Source organism: Aquamicrobium segne, assembly GCF_042656785.1.
GTDB classification, from domain to species: domain Bacteria; phylum Pseudomonadota; class Alphaproteobacteria; order Rhizobiales; family Rhizobiaceae; genus Mesorhizobium; species Mesorhizobium segne.
In genome coordinates this window covers 25,825-41,516 of the sequence record NZ_JBHSLL010000062.1, presented here as the reverse complement: position 1 = coordinate 41,516, position 15,692 = coordinate 25,825, and the positions used below count along the sequence as shown (strand labels likewise).

Below are 15,692 nucleotides of genomic sequence, written 5' to 3'. Positions count from 1 at the left end.
TTGCCCTGTTAATTGGAAAGAATTTCTCTGGCGCGTTCCAGATCTTCAGGCGTGTCAACACCCAGTGGCAGAGAATTGACGATCTCGACATCAATGCGCATGCCAGCCTCCAGAGCGCGCAACTGCTCCAGTTTCTCGCGTTGTTCCAAAACGGAGGGCGTCAGTGCCACAAAGCGCTCCAGTGCGGCGCGCCGATAGGCATAAAGCCCGATATGGTGATAGAGCGGTCCTTCCCCCCAAGGCGCGGTGGCGCGGGTGAAATAGAGCGCTCTCATGCGAAAGGCCGAGAGTGGTGAGCCAATGATCTTCACGACGGCCGGATTGGTTTTTTCCTCATCGCGTACAATCTCGACGCCCAGCGTGGCAATGCCCACAGCTTCATTTTCAAGCGGGCGCAGGGCGGCGGCAACACTGTCGGGGTCAAGCGTTGGCAGGTCACCTTGGATGTTGATGATTGTTTCGACTTTTTTGTGTGGGTCGAGCGCTGCCAGCGCCTCGAAAATGCGATCAGACCCTGATTCGTGATCGGTGCGGGTCAAGATTGTCTCAAAACCATGGGCTGTCACGGCCTCGATGATTTCCCGGGTGTCTGTGGCGACAACGATACGGCCAAGCCCTGCTTCTGCGGCGCGGCGCGCCACATGCACGATCATCGGCAGGCCCGCTATATCGGCCAGTGGTTTGCCCGGTAAACGGGTTGAGGCCATGCGCGCCGGAATAAGAACAAGTGTGGACATGGATACCGTGCGAAATGGAAGTGTCTGTGATAAAGTGTCAAAAGGTCTCACTGATATGCTCTTATAGGTGTTGCAAGAGCGGAGCAAAAGACCTAGTTTTTGCCCAATTTCGCGGCCTTGCGTTTTCAGGGCGGTGAGGGTATTGCCAAAAAAACGGAGGGCGGATCAGTCAGCCGGTTATGGGAGTCTGGGCGGTATGGGTTCATTCGAGGTCAATAAGGTCCTGGGCGCTCTGCTCGGCGCCGTTTTTATCATTTTCTCGGTTGCTATCGTTTCCAACTCGCTTTTTGCTACGCATGCCCCCGAGACGCCAGGCTTTGCCATCGAGGTTGCTGAAGCGGATGCGGGCGGGTCTGCTGCCGATGCTGCCGAAGAAGTTTCGATTGCCGAACTGCTGGCCAGCGCTGATGCCGGTGCAGGTGAGGCCGTGTTCAAGAAATGTGTTGCCTGCCACTCGATTGAAAAGGGCGGTCCAAACAAGGTTGGCCCCGATCTGTGGGACATTGTCGATCGTCCTGTCGGCATGCATGAAGGCTTTTCCTATTCCAGCGCCATGAAGGAATTTTCCAAGGGTGGCGAGGAGAAGTGGACCTTTGACAATCTCGACCATTTCCTCACTTCGCCCAGAGGTTTTATCAAAGGGACCGCGATGGGCTTTGCCGGTCTGAAAAGGGATAGTGAACGGGCCAATCTGATCGCCTATATGCGCGAACAGGCCGACAGCCCGGTTCCTCTGCCCTCACCCGAGGCTGCTGCTCCTGCAGAAGAAGAGGCCGCACCGGCTGAAGAAGCGCCTGCTACAGAGGAAGCTGCACCTGCTGAAGAAGCACCTGAGGCCGAAACGGCTCCTGCAGAAGAGGCTGCGCCGGTCGAGGAAGCGCCTGCTGAGGAGGCCGCACCGGCCGAAGAAGCACCTGCTCCAGAACAGCCCATTGAGCAGGAACAGCCGGCTGAATAATAAATTGTACTTTCGTCGAGTCTTGAAAAAGCCGGGTTTTTCCCGGCTTTTTTGCTACTGTGGACCGGATACGGCATTGTCGTCACAATCCGGGGGAAACTGGCCGGGGGAAACTGGTAAAATGCTGATTCAGGCAGCGAAAGGACAGGGATGAACTTTCACCATATCAAGGCACGGATTTTGGCTCTGGGGCTGACGATTGTCGCTTTGTCGTGCAGCGCATGGGCAGAGGAATGGCACACCACCTCCTCGCTGACTGGCGGTTCCAAATATGGTGAGAATTTTGAACATTATGATTATGTGAACCCGGATGCTCCCAAGGGCGGAACGCTCAATTCCACTGTTATTGGCACTTTTGACAGTTTCAATCCCTATATTGTGCAGGGCACACCGGCAGCAGGACTTGTTCAGTTCGGCGGCGGGCTGCTTTATGACACGCTGATGGAGCAGGCCACCGATGAAGGCAGTGTCAGCCATCCGCTGCTGGCGCAGGCCTATCAATATCCGGATGATTTTTCTTCCGCCACCTATCGGCTTGATCCGCGCGCCCGCTGGCATGATGGTCAGCCAGTGACGGTTGAAGATGTGATCTGGTCTTTTGAGGTGCTCAAAGCCAACAGCCCCATGTATAACCGCTATTATGAGAACGTCACTGAAGCGGTAAAGCTTTCGCAGCATGAGGTGAAATTCCAGTTTGACCAGAAGGGCAACCGTGAACTGCCAAAGATCATGGGCGATCTGGTGGTACTGCCCAAACATTGGTGGGAAGGTGAGGATGCCAAAGGTGTCAAGCGCGACATCAGCCGTGCAACGCTGGAGCCGCCGCTGGGGTCAGCCGCCTACCGCATCAAGAGTTTCAAGCCGGGTGCTGAAATCATCTGGGAACGGGTGCCCGATTATTGGGGGGCGGCGTTGCCGGTAAAAGTGGGTCGTGAAAATTTCGATCTGCGCCGCTATCGTTATTTTCTTGACAATAATGCGGCCTGGCAGGCTTTCACCAAGGGTGGCTTTGAAGATATTCACTCTGAAAACAGTGGCCGCCGCTGGATGACGGCCTATGATTTTCCAGCACTTCATTCCGGTGATGTGATCAGGAAAGAATTTATCTCAAATGCGCGGGCCAATATGCAGGGCTTTGTCATGAACACCCGCCGTCCGCTGTTTCAGGACCGGCGCGTGCGTGAGGCATTATCTTATGCATTCGACTTCGACACGGTCAATCGCACCCAGTCTTTCGGGCTGAACACGCGCATCACCAGCTATTTCATGGGTGGAGATTTTGCTTCCCATGGACTGCCGCAGGGCAAGGAGCTGGAAATTCTTGAAAATTATCGTGACAGCCTGCCGCCAGAACTGTTCACGACAGAATTTGCGTTGCCGCGCTTTGATACACGGCAGGCCGAGCGCAAGATTTTACGTGATGCGGTGGCCCTGTTCAAACAGGCAGGCTGGGAAATTCGCAATGGCCGGATGGTCAATGTCGAAAGCGGCCAGCCATTCAGCTTTGAAATTCTTGAGACACGCCAGGATGCGGAACCCACCATCAACCCGTTCATTGAAATGCTGCGCAAAATTGGTGTGACCGCCACGCTGCGCATTGTTGATACCAGCCAATATATCAACCGGGTCAATGATTTTGACTATGACATGATTACCGCGGTGCTGCCGCAATCGAGTTCACCGGGCAATGAGCAGCGTGACTATTGGAGTACGCGGGCGGCCAATACACCCGGATCGCGCAATTATTCGGGTATCAAAGACCCGGTTATTGATGAGCTGGTTGATCGCGTCATCTTTGCCGATGATCGTGAGGATCTGATTGCCGCCACCCGTGCGCTCGATCGTGTCTTGTTGTGGAGTTATTATGTGGTGCCGCAATTTACGCGGCCGAATGTGTGGCTTGCCTATTGGAACAAGTTCGGCATTCCTGAAAACCAGCCTGCCTATCTTGGCGCGGATATTGATTCCTGGTGGATCGACCCGGTAAAGGAACAGGCATTGGCAACCCACAACCAGAGCGCAAACTGATGGGTGCTTATATTCTGCGCCGCCTGCTTTTGATGATCCCGACGCTGTTCGGCATTATGGCGATCTCTTTTGTGGTGATCCAGTTTGCACCGGGCGGACCGGTTGAACAGGTGGTGGCGCGGCTGACCGGGCAGGGTGGCGATTCCAGTGACCGTCTGGGTTCTGGTGGTGGCAGTGACCTTGGCATGGGGGCTGGCTTTGAAGCTGGCGGTGGCGCGGTTTCCAGTAAATATCGTGGTGCACAGGGGCTTGATCCTGAATTTATTGCCCGGCTGGAACAGCAATTCGGTTTTGACAAGCCGCCGCTGGAACGCTTTGTTCTGATGTTGTGGAACTATGCCCGTTTTGATTTTGGTCAAAGCTATTTCCGCGACATTTCGGTGGTCGATCTGATTTTGGAAAAAATGCCGGTGTCGATTTCGCTGGGGCTGTGGCTGACGCTGATTTCCTACCTGATCTCGATACCGCTTGGCATTCGCAAGGCGGTCAAGGATGGCTCGGCTTTTGACACGTGGACCAGCGCCATTGTCATTGTCGGCTATGCCATTCCCGGCTTTTTATTCGCCATTTTATTGATGGTGCTGTTTGCCGGCGGCTCCTTCTATGACTGGTTTCCGCTGCGTGGCCTGACCTCCGACAATTGGGAGCAATTGTCGTGGCCCGACCGTATCATCGACTATTTCTGGCATCTGACGCTGCCGCTGACGGCCATGGTTTTGTCGGCCTTCGCCACCAACACATTGCTGACCAAAAATTCCTTCCTTGATGAAATTCGCAAGCAATATGTGGTGACGGCTCGCGCCAAGGGACTTTCTGAACACCGGGTGCTTTATGGCCATGTGTTCCGCAACGCCATGCTGATCGTGATTGCCGGTTTTCCCGGCGCGTTCATTTCCGCCTTTTTCACGGGCTCCTTGTTGATTGAAAATATTTTCTCGCTGGATGGTCTGGGCCTGCTGGGTTTCAAATCGGTGGTGGATCGCGATTATCCCGTGGTGTTTGCCAATTTGTATATTTTTTCGCTGATTGGCCTGTTTGTCAGTCTTATTTCGGACCTGACCTATACATGGATCGACCCCCGCATTGATTTTGAGCGGAGGGATGTGTGATGAGCGATGCTGTTTTGCCTGCGGCTTCAGCCAGAAGGCGCCGACCATGGCTGTCACCGCTCAACCAGCGGCGGTGGTCGAATTTCAAGGCCAACCGGCGCGGCTACTGGTCGTTGTGGATTTTTCTTGTTTTATTCATTGGCTCGATGTTTTCCGAATTTATCGCCAATGACAGGCCAATTCTTGCCTCTTACAAGGGTGAAATCCTGTTTCCGGTGCTGGTTGCCTATCCGGAAGAAAAATTTGGCGGTTTTTATGCGGTGACCGATTATCGTGATCCGGTCATCCGCGACGAGATCGAGGCCAATGGCTGGATGATCTGGCCGCCGATCCGCTATTCCTACCGTACCGTCAATAATGCCGTGCCGCAGGCGGCCCCGGCCAAGCCCTCATGGAGCTATGATGCCGCCACACGCTGCGCTCGCTATATGGAAGGGGCGGCCGACCCCGACTGTATTGTCGGCAACTGGAACTGGCTGGGCACGGACGATCAGGCCCGCGATGTGCTGGCGCGTGTCATTTACGGCTTTCGTGTTTCCGTGCTGTTTGGGCTGATTCTGACATTGGGGTCGGCCATTATCGGTGTTTCGGCAGGGGCCATTCAAGGCTATTTCGGTGGCTGGGTGGATCTTCTGTTCCAGCGTTTTGTTGAAATCTGGTCAGCAATCCCTGTGCTTTACCTGCTGCTGATCGTGGCAGCGGTGCTGCCGCCCGGTTTCTTCATTCTGCTTGGCCTTATGCTGCTGTTTTCATGGGTGGCCTTTGTCGGTGTGGTGCGGGCCGAGTTTTTACGGGCGCGCAATTTTGAATATGTGAATGCGGCGCGCGCGCTTGGTGTGTCTAACCGCACCATCATGTTTCGTCACCTTTTGCCCAATGCCATGGTGGCGACGCTAACCTTCCTGCCCTTCATTCTGAATGGCTCGATCGCCACGCTGACCTCACTGGATTTTTTGGGCTTTGGCCTGCCGCCCGGCTCGGCTTCCCTGGGTGAAATGCTCAAACAGGGGCAGCGTTATCTTAATGCGCCATGGCTGGGCATTACCGGCTTCATCACGCTTTCCATCATGCTGTCGCTGTTAATCTTCATCGGTGAAGCCACCCGCGACGCCTTCGACCCGAGGAAGACATTCCGGTGAGCGCACCTCTTCTTTCCGTTCGTGATCTTTCTGTGGCCTTTTCAGCGGGGGGCAAAACCTCGCTGGCTGTCGATCAGGTTTCCTTCGACATCGCCAGAGGCGAAACGCTGGCGCTTGTTGGCGAGTCAGGCTCGGGCAAATCGGTCTCGGCGCTGTCGGTGCTGAAATTGCTGCCCTATCCGCCTGCCTCCCACCCTTCAGGAAAAATCCTGTTTGGCGATCAGGATTTGATGCAGATGGGTGAAAAGGAATTGCGCAAGGTGCGCGGCAACAAGATCACCATGATCTTTCAGGAGCCGATGACCTCGCTCAACCCGCTGCACACGATCGAACAGCAGATTGTTGAAGTGTTGAAGCTGCATCGCGGCATGGGTGATGGGGTTGCGCGTCAGCGCACGCTGGATCTGCTCAATGAGGTGGGCATTCGTGAGCCGGAAAAGCGCCTTTTTGCCTATCCGCATCAGCTTTCAGGCGGCCAGCGCCAGCGTGTGATGATTGCCATGGCGCTGGCCAATGAGCCGGAATTGCTGATTGCCGATGAGCCGACCACGGCGCTTGATGTGACGGTGCAGGCGCAAATTCTTCTGCTTCTGGATTCCTTGAAGAAAAAGAACGGCATGTCGATGCTGTTCATCACCCATGATCTGGGCATTGTGCGCAAGATTGCCGATCGGGTCTGTGTGATGACCGGGGGCAAGGTGGTGGAGACGGGACCAACACAGGAAATTTTTGCCCGCCCACAGCATGACTATACCCGCCATTTGCTGGCGGCTGAGCCAAAGGGCAGGCCGCCTGCTGCTGATCCTCAGGCAAAAATCGTGATGCAGGGGCAGGATGTAAAGGTCTGGTTTCCGATCAAGCAGGGTTTTTTCCGAAAAGTCGTTGATCATGTGAAGGCGGTGGACGGTATTGATGTGACGGTGCGTGCCGGTCAGACGCTGGGCATTGTTGGCGAATCGGGTTCGGGAAAGACCACGCTTGGCCTTGCGCTGGCACGCATGATTTCATCAACCGGAAACATATGTTTTGACGGGCGCGCTATTGATGCTTTGTCCTTTAATGATATGCGCCCACTGCGGCGTGAAATGCAGATCGTGTTTCAGGACCCTTACGGATCGCTCAGCCCGCGTATGTCGGTGTCTGAAATCATTGAGGAGGGTTTGAAAATTCACGAGCCGAAATTGTCGGCTGATGCGCGCGACAAGCGCGTGGTTGATGTGCTTGAAGAAGTTGGTCTGGATGCTGAAACGCGCTTTCGTTATCCGCATGAATTTTCAGGAGGCCAGCGCCAGCGCATCGCCATTGCCCGCGCCATGGTGCTGAAGCCGCGCTTTGTCATGCTTGATGAGCCGACCTCGGCGCTGGATATGAGTGTGCAGGCGCAAGTGGTGGACCTGTTGCGCAATTTGCAGGCAAGACATGATCTTGCCTATCTGTTTATCAGCCATGATCTGAAAGTGGTGCGGGCGCTGGCCAATGAGGTGATTGTCATGCGCAATGGCAAGGTGGTGGAGGCAGGCCCTTCCCGGAATATATTTGAAACCCCGAAAACAGATTACACCAGAGCGCTGATTTCGGCGGCTTTCCAGATTGAAACTGCACCGGAAGGGGTGGTTTCGCAATAAAGCATGGCCCCAAAAAGTTGCAGACTTTTTGGATAGGGACCATGCGATACAAGGCAGGCATGGCCTTAAAAAAGTTGCAGGTTTTTTTGGATAAGGACCATGCGTTAAGCAAGAAAAGCTCTAAAGAGCGCAGCACGCTTTGATGATGAGGAGAATGATTTGAGTACAGGCCGTATTCTTCTGGAGGTGAATAGTTTTCAGCCCAAGCGCTGGGAAGAGCTGATTGGTGCGCAGCGAAAGATTGCTCTTGAGCGCTCGCCTGAAATCGATCCATCCATCACCTATGCAGTGTTGTGGAAGCAGAAGCCCAACCTGCTTGCCGGTCTTCCCAATCTGAAGGTGATTTTCTCGGTTGGCGCCGGTGTCGATCACATCATGGAAGATGCCACCATTCCCGCCAATATACCGGTGGTGCGCGTGGTGGCCGATGATCTGACCAGACATATGGTTGAATATGTGGTGTGGCGGGTGCTCGATCATCATCGTCAGGGTCGCCACTATCGTGAGTATCAGCGGCTGCGGGCCTGGCATGAACTGCCCCAGAGCAACGCCTCGGATATATCGGTCGGCATTATGGGGCTGGGGCAATTGGGGCAGGCTGCGGCACGCGCACTGATGGCGCTGGGCTTTCGCGTCAATGGCTGGTCGCGCCGGGCAGCGGAGATGGAAGGGGTCAACAGCTTTGCCGGTGAGGCCGGATTGACGCCATTTTTGAACGCCACCGATATTCTGGTCGTGCTGCTGCCTTTGACGAAGGCAACCACCGGCATCATCGACTATCAGCTTTTGAGAAAATTGCGCCGGGATAACCGGCTGGGCGGTGCGGTGCTGATCAATGGGGGACGCGGCCGGCTGCAAAAGGAAGCCGACATCTTGCGCGCGCTGGAAGATGAAACGCTCAAGGAAGCCAGCCTTGATGTGTTCCAGATTGAGCCATTGCCGAAAACCAGCCCGTTATGGAGCCATCCGGCCGTGTTTATCACGCCACATGCGGCGGCGACCTCAGACCCCATGCATCTGGTTCCGATCATGCTGGAGCAGATCAAAGCCTATGAGCGGGGTGAGCCATTGCAAAATCTGGTTGATCGAGAATCAGGCTACTGAATGTCTGTGATAGCTGGGGCGACGCATTTGCGGCGCTTCAGCGAGCGGTTCATGGCGGCAATTTCGCCACGTGCCTCTTCGGCCTTGCGGCGTTGCAGGGTGCGGGTATCGGGTGTCAGCGGTCCTATGCCATAAGGCTGTTTGACAAAAACGGGATTGGCGTCAAGCGGCAGCCCATATTGGGCGGCCAGCGCATTGCGGTTCATGAACAGAATCTGGCAGGAAACGCGATCATAAGGCAGGGCCGAGGCAACAGCCTGATCCTGATGCACTGTCAGCGATGAGCCGCAGCCAGCCAGTATCAGGCCAAGACCTGCCAGGCTGAAAACATGTTTTAGTGTCCTTGCTGCTGACAAGGCAGTCTCCGGATTTTTTAGCCAGAGCCTGCTTATGGCCAGATTTGGGCATTGTGTGGGCAATGCAAACCGGTTTTTGTTTTTGAAAAAATGCCCTATAGGCACAATTCATAAAATAAGGCCATGAAATAAGGACTGCTAGGCAACAGTAGCAGGCGTGCAGGAGTGCAGAAAATGAGTGCAAAGACCCTGATTGCCCCATCGGTTCTGGCATCAGACTTCTCAAAACTTGGCGATGAGGTCGAGGCGATTGTCGAGGCCGGTGCAGACTGGGTGCATCTTGATGTGATGGATGGCCATTTCGTGCCCAACATCACCTTTGGCGCACCTATCATCAAGGCGATCCGCAATCGCACCGACGCCTATTTTGACGCTCATCTGATGATTGCGCCGGTCGATCCTTATCTGGAGGCTTTTGCCGAGGCTGGCTGTGATGGCATTACAATTCATGCCGAAGCCGGACCGCATCTTGACCGCTCCTTGCAGACCATTCGCAATCTCGGCAAAAAGGCCGGTGTCTCGCTCAATCCCGGCACGCCGGAACATGTCATTGAATATGTGCTCGACCGGCTTGATCTCATCCTGCTGATGACGGTCAATCCGGGCTTTGGCGGGCAGGCCTTCATTCCGGCGGTGGTGGAAAAAGTCAGGCGCGTCAAGGCCATGATCGGTGATCGCCCCATCGACATTCAGATAGATGGCGGCGTGACTGCCCAGACCGCGCCGTTGGTTGCGGCTGCCGGGGCAAATGTGCTGGTGGCGGGTGCTGCCGTGTTCAAGGGCGGAACGGTGGAGGCTTACCGCGCCAATATTGAGGCAATCCGTCAGGCTGCGGATGAAGCCAGCAGTCGATCATGATGCCTGTCAGTTCTTGAAAACCTGCGCTCCGTCAATCCAGACGCTGCCAACATCAAGTGTGTCGTTCAAGGCTGTGATATTGGCGCTGGCGCCTTTGACCAGCCGTCCCAGACGGTGTGACTGGCCAATTGCCTGTGCGGGATACAATGAGGCCATACGCAAGGCTTCACCCAGATCAAGGCCGATGGTGCGGTGCATGAAGCGCACGGCCGAAATCATGTCGAGATCGGCTCCGGCCAGCGTGCCGTCTTCCAGCCGCAGACTGCCCTGGGCGCGCCGGATGGTGCGGCCATTCAGCGTAAATGAAGGCAAGGATGTGCCGATTGTTGCCATGGCGTCGGTAACAAGAAAGAGTTTTGCAGGCTTGCGCTTGGCGCGCAGTGCAAGGCTGATGGTGGCCGGATCGACATGGATGCCATCTGCGATCAGCCCGGTAAATAGCGTGTCGCTATCAAGGGCTGCCCCGACAAGTCCCGGTTCCCGGTTGCCCAGCGGGCTCATGGCATTGAACAAATGGGTGACCATGCCAGCCCCTGCCCGAGCATAGGCACACGCTGTTGCATGGCTGGCATCGGAATGGCCAAGGCTGACAATGACGCCTGCTTTTGCCAGTGCTTCAACCTGTTCAAGTGTAACCGATTCCGGCGCAAGGGTGGTGAGCAATACGGGAAGGCAACTGACCGCGGAGATCAGCGCGTTCAGGTCTTTCTCCTCCATCTTGCGGATCAATCTTTCATCATGTGCGCCCTTGCGGGAGGTGGAAAGATGCGGACCTTCCAGATGCAGGCCCAAAAAACCCGGAATTTTTTGCTCATGGGCTTGTTGCCCCGCCTTGATTGCAGCAGCCGTGATTTTGGCTGTGTCGGTAATCAGGGTTGGCAATAATGCGGTTGTGCCAAACGGCGCATGGGCAGCACAGATGGTTTGAATGGAGGCAAGATCGGGATGGTCATTGAGCATGACCCCGCCACCGCCATTGACCTGCAAATCAATAAAGCCTGGAGCCAGCAGAGCACAATCGGCATCCACATGTTTGATATCGGTAGAAAGAGTGGCCAGCGGCGTGATAGCCTCAATCACATTGCCGACAATGACAAGGGCTGCGTCCTTATGCCAGTCCTGTCCGTCAAAAATGCGGGGGGCGCAGAGTGCATAATGCCCGCTCATACTGTTTCCGTGACCTTGTTCAAATGGCGGGGCTGATCAGGATTATGGCCTTTGTGCCGGGCAAAAGCCTCGACAAAAGCATAAAAGGAAACAATCAGCGGCAGCGGATGATCGGTCGTGACAAAGGGCAGGCGGGCAGCCCTGGTAACCCGGTCACTGGTGGCAAAGACTGCTGCCTGTTTTTCGCGCATCGCATCGGCAATTTGTGTCAGTGAAGGCTCGGCCGCATCGCGCGCAGCCAGCGCCAGTATCGGAAAGCCGGGACCGACCAGCGCCATCGGGCCGTGCATGACTTCGGCAGCGCTATAAGCTTCGGCATGGATACTGCAGGTTTCTTTCAGCTTGAGGGCAGCTTCATTGGCCATGGCGCTTGATGGGCCGCGCCCGAGAATATAAAGTGAGTTTTGATCCTCAAACGCTGAGCTTAGCGCGCTCCAGTCGCAGGAAAGCGCCTGTTCCAGTTGTGGCGGCAGATTTTTAAGGGCGCCCAGAAGCGCCTTGTTTCTGGTCGCATACGCCATCAGCGCCAATCCTGCCACGATAGAATTGACGAAGGTTTTGGTGGCGGCCACACTCAGTTCGGGACCTGCCATGATGTCGATGGGATAATCGCAAATAGCAGCCAGCGGTGAACTGGCTGCGTTGGTTAGTGCAACCGTGACCGCACCTTGCGTGGCTGCATTATTGGCAAGTGCGATAATATCCGGACTTTTGCCCGATTGTGAGACGATAAAACAGGCGGCGTTTTTCAGTCGCAGCCTTGTTCCATAGATGGAAGCAATCGAAGGGCCAATGGGGGCAACAGCCAGCCCGGTGGTCAGTTCCAATGCGTAATTCAGATAGGTTGCGGCATGGGCGGAAGAGCCCCGTGCGACAGTGGCGATAAAGCTGGGCGAGCGGCGGCGCAAATCCTGCCCGATATTTGACAAGGACTGGTCTGACTGGTCGAGGAAGCGGGCAACGGCCTGCGGTATTTCCTCGATCTCGGTGCGCATGTAGGTTTTGACTGCCATCATGTGTTTTCTCCCCGCTCAGAGGCAGGCTGGTGGCTGAAGCTGCGTTTGGCAATGTGCAATGCGCCGCTTAAGGCATCGCCTTTTGGTTTTTGCAGCAAGGCCTGGTAGCGGGGGCCAAGCAATGGCGCATAAAGCTCTGCCAGACCGCCCAGCAGGCAAAGCGGTTCATTTTCGTGCAAATTCAGTGTGTTGAGAACAGCCTCGATATCGGCCACTGCCTTGCCGATGATGAATTGCGCCACAGCGTCTTCTTGTGCGGCATGATCAAACAGTTTGGGTGCAAAACGGCCATAGTCGCCCGGTCTTGCGTCAATGGTGAATTCTACAAGCAAAGCGGGGTCATTGTTGAAAGCCGCCATAATGTCACGGGTCAGGGGCGAGGCGTGGATGATGTCGTCATAAGCAAGCAGCGTCTGTTCCAGCAGATCGCGGCCAAGGCGGGCGCCGCTTGCCTGATCGCCAAGCTGAAAGCCCCAGCCGCCAGTGGAGGAAACAACACCATTGCGGCGCAGCATATAGACACTGCCGGTGCCAAATATGGCAATAGCGCCGTCATGTGAGCCGATCGCCCCTTCCAGCGCAATCTTGGCGTCGCTTTCTATCCGGCTTTCCCGGAATGGCAAAAGTGTCTGCAATTGCTGACGATAGGGGCCGATATTGGTGCCTGCCAGCCCCAGCACGGCAGGGATGTGTGATATCAGTTCGGGATCTAGTCCCGCAGCGTTCAAAGCCTGATTTGCTGCCTCGATGATATGGGCGCAAGCGCCAGTCAGGTCGGTGCGGATATTGGCGGCCCCGGAATGGCCGCGCCCCAGCACCTGCCCCTCGCTATTGGCCAGTGCCGCCCTGCATCCGGTGCCGCCGCCATCAATGCCCAGTATGAAATCCACCAACCGTGCCCCCTGATGGATGATACCAGCTCTTTTTTAGCCGCCCGGAAAAAAGATCAGTCGACGAAAGCGCGTTCGACCACGAAATCGCCGGGGCTGCTCAATGAGCCTTCGATGAAGCCGCGTGCTTCCACCAGCGCCTTGACATCATGCAGCATATTCATCGACCCGCAGATCATCACACGGTCGGTTTCGCGGTTTAACGGCTCAATGCCAAGATCGCTGAAGAGTTTGCCGTTTTCGATCAGGTGGGTGATGCGCCCCATGACCGGGGTCTCTTCGCGGGTGGTGGAATTATAAAGGGTGACGCGCCCGGCAAATTCACCAATCAGCGGATCTTTTCTCAGATTGGCAAGCAGGTCCTGCCCATAGGTCAGTTCGGCGCGGTCACGGCAGGTATGGGTCAGGATGACCTCGTCAAACCGGTCATATGTGTCAGGATCGCGCAGCAGGCTGGCAAAGGGTGCAATGCCGGTGCCGGTGGAAAACATGAACACCCGTTTGGCTGGGGTCAAGGCATCCAGCACCAGCGTGCCGGTGGATTTGTGGCGCATAAGGATCGTATCGCCGGGCTGAATTTTCTGCAAATGCTCGGTCAGCGGGCCATTGGGCACCTTGATGGAGAAGAATTCCAGTTCTTCATCCCATGAGGGGCTGGCAATCGAATAGGCCCGGTAGACCGGCTTTTGGGCATTGGGCAGGCCGATCATGACAAATTCGCCCGAGCGGAAGCGCAAGCTTTGCGGGCGCGTGATCCGAAAAGAAAACAGCCTGTCGGTGTAATGTTTTACAGATACGACCGTTTCGACATGAACATTGGCTGGAATTGGAAACTGGGCCGGAGTGCTCTGAACTGGCGTGTTCTGAACTGGTGCGGTCTGGGCCGGGTCCAGACGGGGAACTGTATTCATCAAGAAAACTTTCTGCACGTGCAGCGCATCGAATCTACGCTATCCATATGTTGAGTACCGGCGCGCGCAAATATTATTCGTGTGCGCACCGTGAAAGTCCTGTCTGCCCAGAGCCTAGATATATGATCGGCAGGTTTTTCGTCAAGAAGCGTGGCCAGACCTTGCTTGCAATCTGCTTGCCTCTGCCGGTGGGGGTTCCTATAGAAGAAACAAGCCTGTTTTGGACCCGCACCCGGCATAAAGCTGTATGAGCGGAACAAAACAACAGGAAAGGAACCGGATGGCTGATCAGCTCGCAAGTGAAATCATCGACAAGATCAAGGAGCATGCCGGACCGGGTGAGGAGGAGATCACCACCGGCACGGAACTGACCTCGCTTGGTATCCATTCACTGGAATTGACGGAAATCATTTTCGATCTTGAAGAGCAATATGGCATTGAGATCGAGATGAACACGGTTGATGCCTGGGCCAATCTGAAAAATGTCGGTGACATGGTCGAAGCCGTGCGCGACCTGATCGCGCAGAAAAGCTGAACAGTCGCCCATGAGCAAGCGCGTCGTCATCACCGGCACAGGCGGGCTTTGCGGCCTTGGCACCAATGCAGCGGCAATCTGGGATGCCATGCGCGAGGGGCGTTCAGGCATCGGGCCGATTATCAGCCCCGCCTTGCATGATATCAAAATCACAACCGGCGGTGAGATCCGGCAATTGCCGGAGCATGGCATTGAGCGCAAGCAGCTTGTCGGCATGGACCGTTTCAGCCTGCTGGCGGTGATTGCTGCGCGTGAAGCGGCTCATCAGGCAGGATTGGCGATTGATGAGGACAACACACATCGTATCGGCGCCGTTATCGGCACTGGTGTGTGTGGCTGGGAAGTTATCGAGGAAAATTATCGGGCCATTTTGCTGGAAGGTAAATCACGCGCCGGTATTTTTTCTGTACCACGGGCCATGCCCGGTGCGCCTGCCGGGCAGGTCAGCATGGATCTGGGGCTGCGTGGCCCTGTCTTTGGCGTCACATCCGCCTGCTCTTCTTCCAATCATGCCATTGTCTCGGCCATTGACCAGATCAGGCTTGGCCGAGCCGATGCCATGCTGGCCGGTGGTACGGAAGCGCCCTTGGTATGGGGGATCTTGAAAGGCTGGGAGGCGCTTCGTGTGCTGTCGCCTGACACATGTCGCCCATTCTCTGCCGACCGGCAGGGGCTGGTGCTGGGCGAGGGGGCGGGCATGGTGGTTTTGGAAAGCCATGAACATGCCATGGCGCGCGGCGCTGAAATCCTGGCGGAAATTGCCGGTGTTGGTTTGTCGGGCGATGCGTCCGACATTGTTGCGCCCACCATTGACGGGCCTGAATATGCGATGCGGGCCTGCCTTGCCGATGCCGGGCTGAATGCGGAAGATATCGACTATCTCAACGCCCATGGCACCGGCACCCGCGCCAATGACCAGATCGAAACGGCTGCAATCAAGCGCGTATTTGGCGATCATGCCTATAGCCTGTCGGTGTCATCGACGAAATCCATGCACGCTCATTGTCTGGGGGCATCGGGGGCGCTGGAACTGATTGCCTGTGTCGGGGCGATTCGTGAGGGCATTATCCCGCCAACTGCGAACTATCGTGAACCGGACCCCGAATGTGATCTTGATGTGACCCCCAATGTGGCGCGTGAACGCAAGGTCCGTGCGGCTTTATCCAATGCCTTTGCTTTTGGAGGCACCAATGCTGTCCTGGCGATCAAGGCCGTATAATTTGATCGCCTTTCCGGCATTCTTTTTACGCAGGAGTTTT

Annotated in this window: 15 protein-coding genes; 9 read left to right on the top strand and 6 right to left on the bottom strand. The window is 55.7% G+C overall.

Annotated features, from left to right (window positions below):
• Nucleotides 1–8: 8 nt before the first annotated feature.
• Nucleotides 9–737 carry a 3-deoxy-manno-octulosonate cytidylyltransferase gene (locus ACFPLB_RS16915; protein ID WP_378231846.1) on the bottom strand — a complete coding sequence of 243 codons (729 nt, stop codon included), beginning with the start codon at nucleotides 735–737 and terminating at the stop codon, nucleotides 9–11.
• Nucleotides 738–933: 196 nt separating this feature from the next.
• Between ACFPLB_RS16915 and ACFPLB_RS16910 the strand changes: the two genes are divergently transcribed.
• From ACFPLB_RS16910 to ACFPLB_RS16885, 6 genes are all read left to right on the top strand, one after another.
• Nucleotides 934–1,695: a c-type cytochrome gene (locus tag ACFPLB_RS16910; protein WP_378231844.1), complete on the top strand. Its 762-nt coding sequence runs from the start codon at nucleotides 934–936 to the stop codon at nucleotides 1,693–1,695.
• Nucleotides 1,696–1,845: 150 nt separating this feature from the next.
• Nucleotides 1,846–3,723, top strand: a complete 1,878-nt coding sequence (locus ACFPLB_RS16905; protein ID WP_378231843.1) for an extracellular solute-binding protein — start codon at nucleotides 1,846–1,848, stop codon at nucleotides 3,721–3,723.
• The gene (locus ACFPLB_RS16900; protein WP_378231841.1) at nucleotides 3,723–4,832 is read left to right on the top strand and encodes a microcin C ABC transporter permease YejB; all 1,110 of its coding nucleotides are present in this window, start codon (nucleotides 3,723–3,725) and stop codon (nucleotides 4,830–4,832) included. The genes ACFPLB_RS16905 and ACFPLB_RS16900 overlap by 1 nt, the downstream gene beginning before the upstream one ends.
• Nucleotides 4,832–5,971 carry an ABC transporter permease gene (locus tag ACFPLB_RS16895; protein WP_378231839.1) on the top strand — a complete coding sequence of 380 codons (1,140 nt, stop codon included), beginning with the start codon at nucleotides 4,832–4,834 and terminating at the stop codon, nucleotides 5,969–5,971. The genes ACFPLB_RS16900 and ACFPLB_RS16895 overlap by 1 nt, the downstream gene beginning before the upstream one ends.
• On the top strand, nucleotides 5,968–7,596 hold the full coding sequence (locus ACFPLB_RS16890; protein ID WP_378231837.1) for an ABC transporter ATP-binding protein: 1,629 nt from the start codon (nucleotides 5,968–5,970) through the stop codon (nucleotides 7,594–7,596). The genes ACFPLB_RS16895 and ACFPLB_RS16890 overlap by 4 nt, the downstream gene beginning before the upstream one ends.
• Before the next feature lie 159 nt (nucleotides 7,597–7,755).
• Nucleotides 7,756–8,700: a 2-hydroxyacid dehydrogenase gene (locus tag ACFPLB_RS16885; protein ID WP_378231835.1), complete on the top strand. Its 945-nt coding sequence runs from the start codon at nucleotides 7,756–7,758 to the stop codon at nucleotides 8,698–8,700.
• On the opposite strand, the gene ACFPLB_RS16880 is transcribed toward ACFPLB_RS16885, so the two are convergent.
• Nucleotides 8,694–9,056 (bottom strand): hypothetical protein, encoded by a 363-nt coding sequence (locus ACFPLB_RS16880; protein ID WP_378231833.1) that lies wholly within the window; start codon nucleotides 9,054–9,056, stop codon nucleotides 8,694–8,696. The two genes, ACFPLB_RS16885 and ACFPLB_RS16880, sit on opposite strands and share 7 nt — an antisense overlap.
• 174 nt (nucleotides 9,057–9,230) lie before the next feature.
• Between ACFPLB_RS16880 and rpe the strand changes: the two genes are divergently transcribed.
• On the top strand, nucleotides 9,231–9,914 hold the full coding sequence (rpe, locus tag ACFPLB_RS16875; RefSeq protein WP_378231831.1) for a ribulose-phosphate 3-epimerase: 684 nt from the start codon (nucleotides 9,231–9,233) through the stop codon (nucleotides 9,912–9,914).
• A 6-nt stretch (nucleotides 9,915–9,920) separates the two neighbouring features.
• Here the strand turns inward: rpe and nagA are convergent, their stop codons facing one another.
• From nagA to ACFPLB_RS16855, 4 genes are read right to left on the bottom strand one after another with little or no spacing between them, the layout of a single operon-like run.
• The gene (gene nagA, locus ACFPLB_RS16870; RefSeq protein ID WP_378231829.1) at nucleotides 9,921–11,081 is read right to left on the bottom strand and encodes an N-acetylglucosamine-6-phosphate deacetylase; all 1,161 of its coding nucleotides are present in this window, start codon (nucleotides 11,079–11,081) and stop codon (nucleotides 9,921–9,923) included.
• Nucleotides 11,078–12,097 carry an SIS domain-containing protein gene (locus ACFPLB_RS16865; protein ID WP_378231827.1) on the bottom strand — a complete coding sequence of 340 codons (1,020 nt, stop codon included), beginning with the start codon at nucleotides 12,095–12,097 and terminating at the stop codon, nucleotides 11,078–11,080. Before ACFPLB_RS16865 ends, nagA begins: the two co-directional genes overlap by 4 nt.
• Nucleotides 12,094–12,990 carry a glucosamine kinase nucleotide-binding domain-containing protein gene (locus tag ACFPLB_RS16860; protein WP_378231825.1) on the bottom strand — a complete coding sequence of 299 codons (897 nt, stop codon included), beginning with the start codon at nucleotides 12,988–12,990 and terminating at the stop codon, nucleotides 12,094–12,096. The genes ACFPLB_RS16865 and ACFPLB_RS16860 overlap by 4 nt, the downstream gene beginning before the upstream one ends.
• Before the next feature lie 53 nt (nucleotides 12,991–13,043).
• Nucleotides 13,044–13,898 carry a ferredoxin--NADP reductase gene (locus ACFPLB_RS16855; protein ID WP_378231823.1) on the bottom strand — a complete coding sequence of 285 codons (855 nt, stop codon included), beginning with the start codon at nucleotides 13,896–13,898 and terminating at the stop codon, nucleotides 13,044–13,046.
• A 280-nt stretch (nucleotides 13,899–14,178) separates the two neighbouring features.
• Here ACFPLB_RS16855 and ACFPLB_RS16850 point away from each other — a divergent pair, with 280 nt between their 5' ends.
• Together ACFPLB_RS16850 and ACFPLB_RS16845 are read left to right on the top strand one after the other, a co-directional pair.
• Complete coding sequence (locus tag ACFPLB_RS16850) at nucleotides 14,179–14,433, top strand: acyl carrier protein (RefSeq protein WP_378231821.1); 255 nt, start codon at nucleotides 14,179–14,181, stop codon at nucleotides 14,431–14,433.
• Between the two features lie 10 nt (nucleotides 14,434–14,443).
• Entirely contained in the window at nucleotides 14,444–15,652 is a 1,209-nt protein-coding gene (locus ACFPLB_RS16845; RefSeq protein ID WP_378231819.1) for a beta-ketoacyl-[acyl-carrier-protein] synthase family protein, read from the top strand.
• The last annotated feature ends 40 nt before the right edge of the window (nucleotides 15,653–15,692 follow it).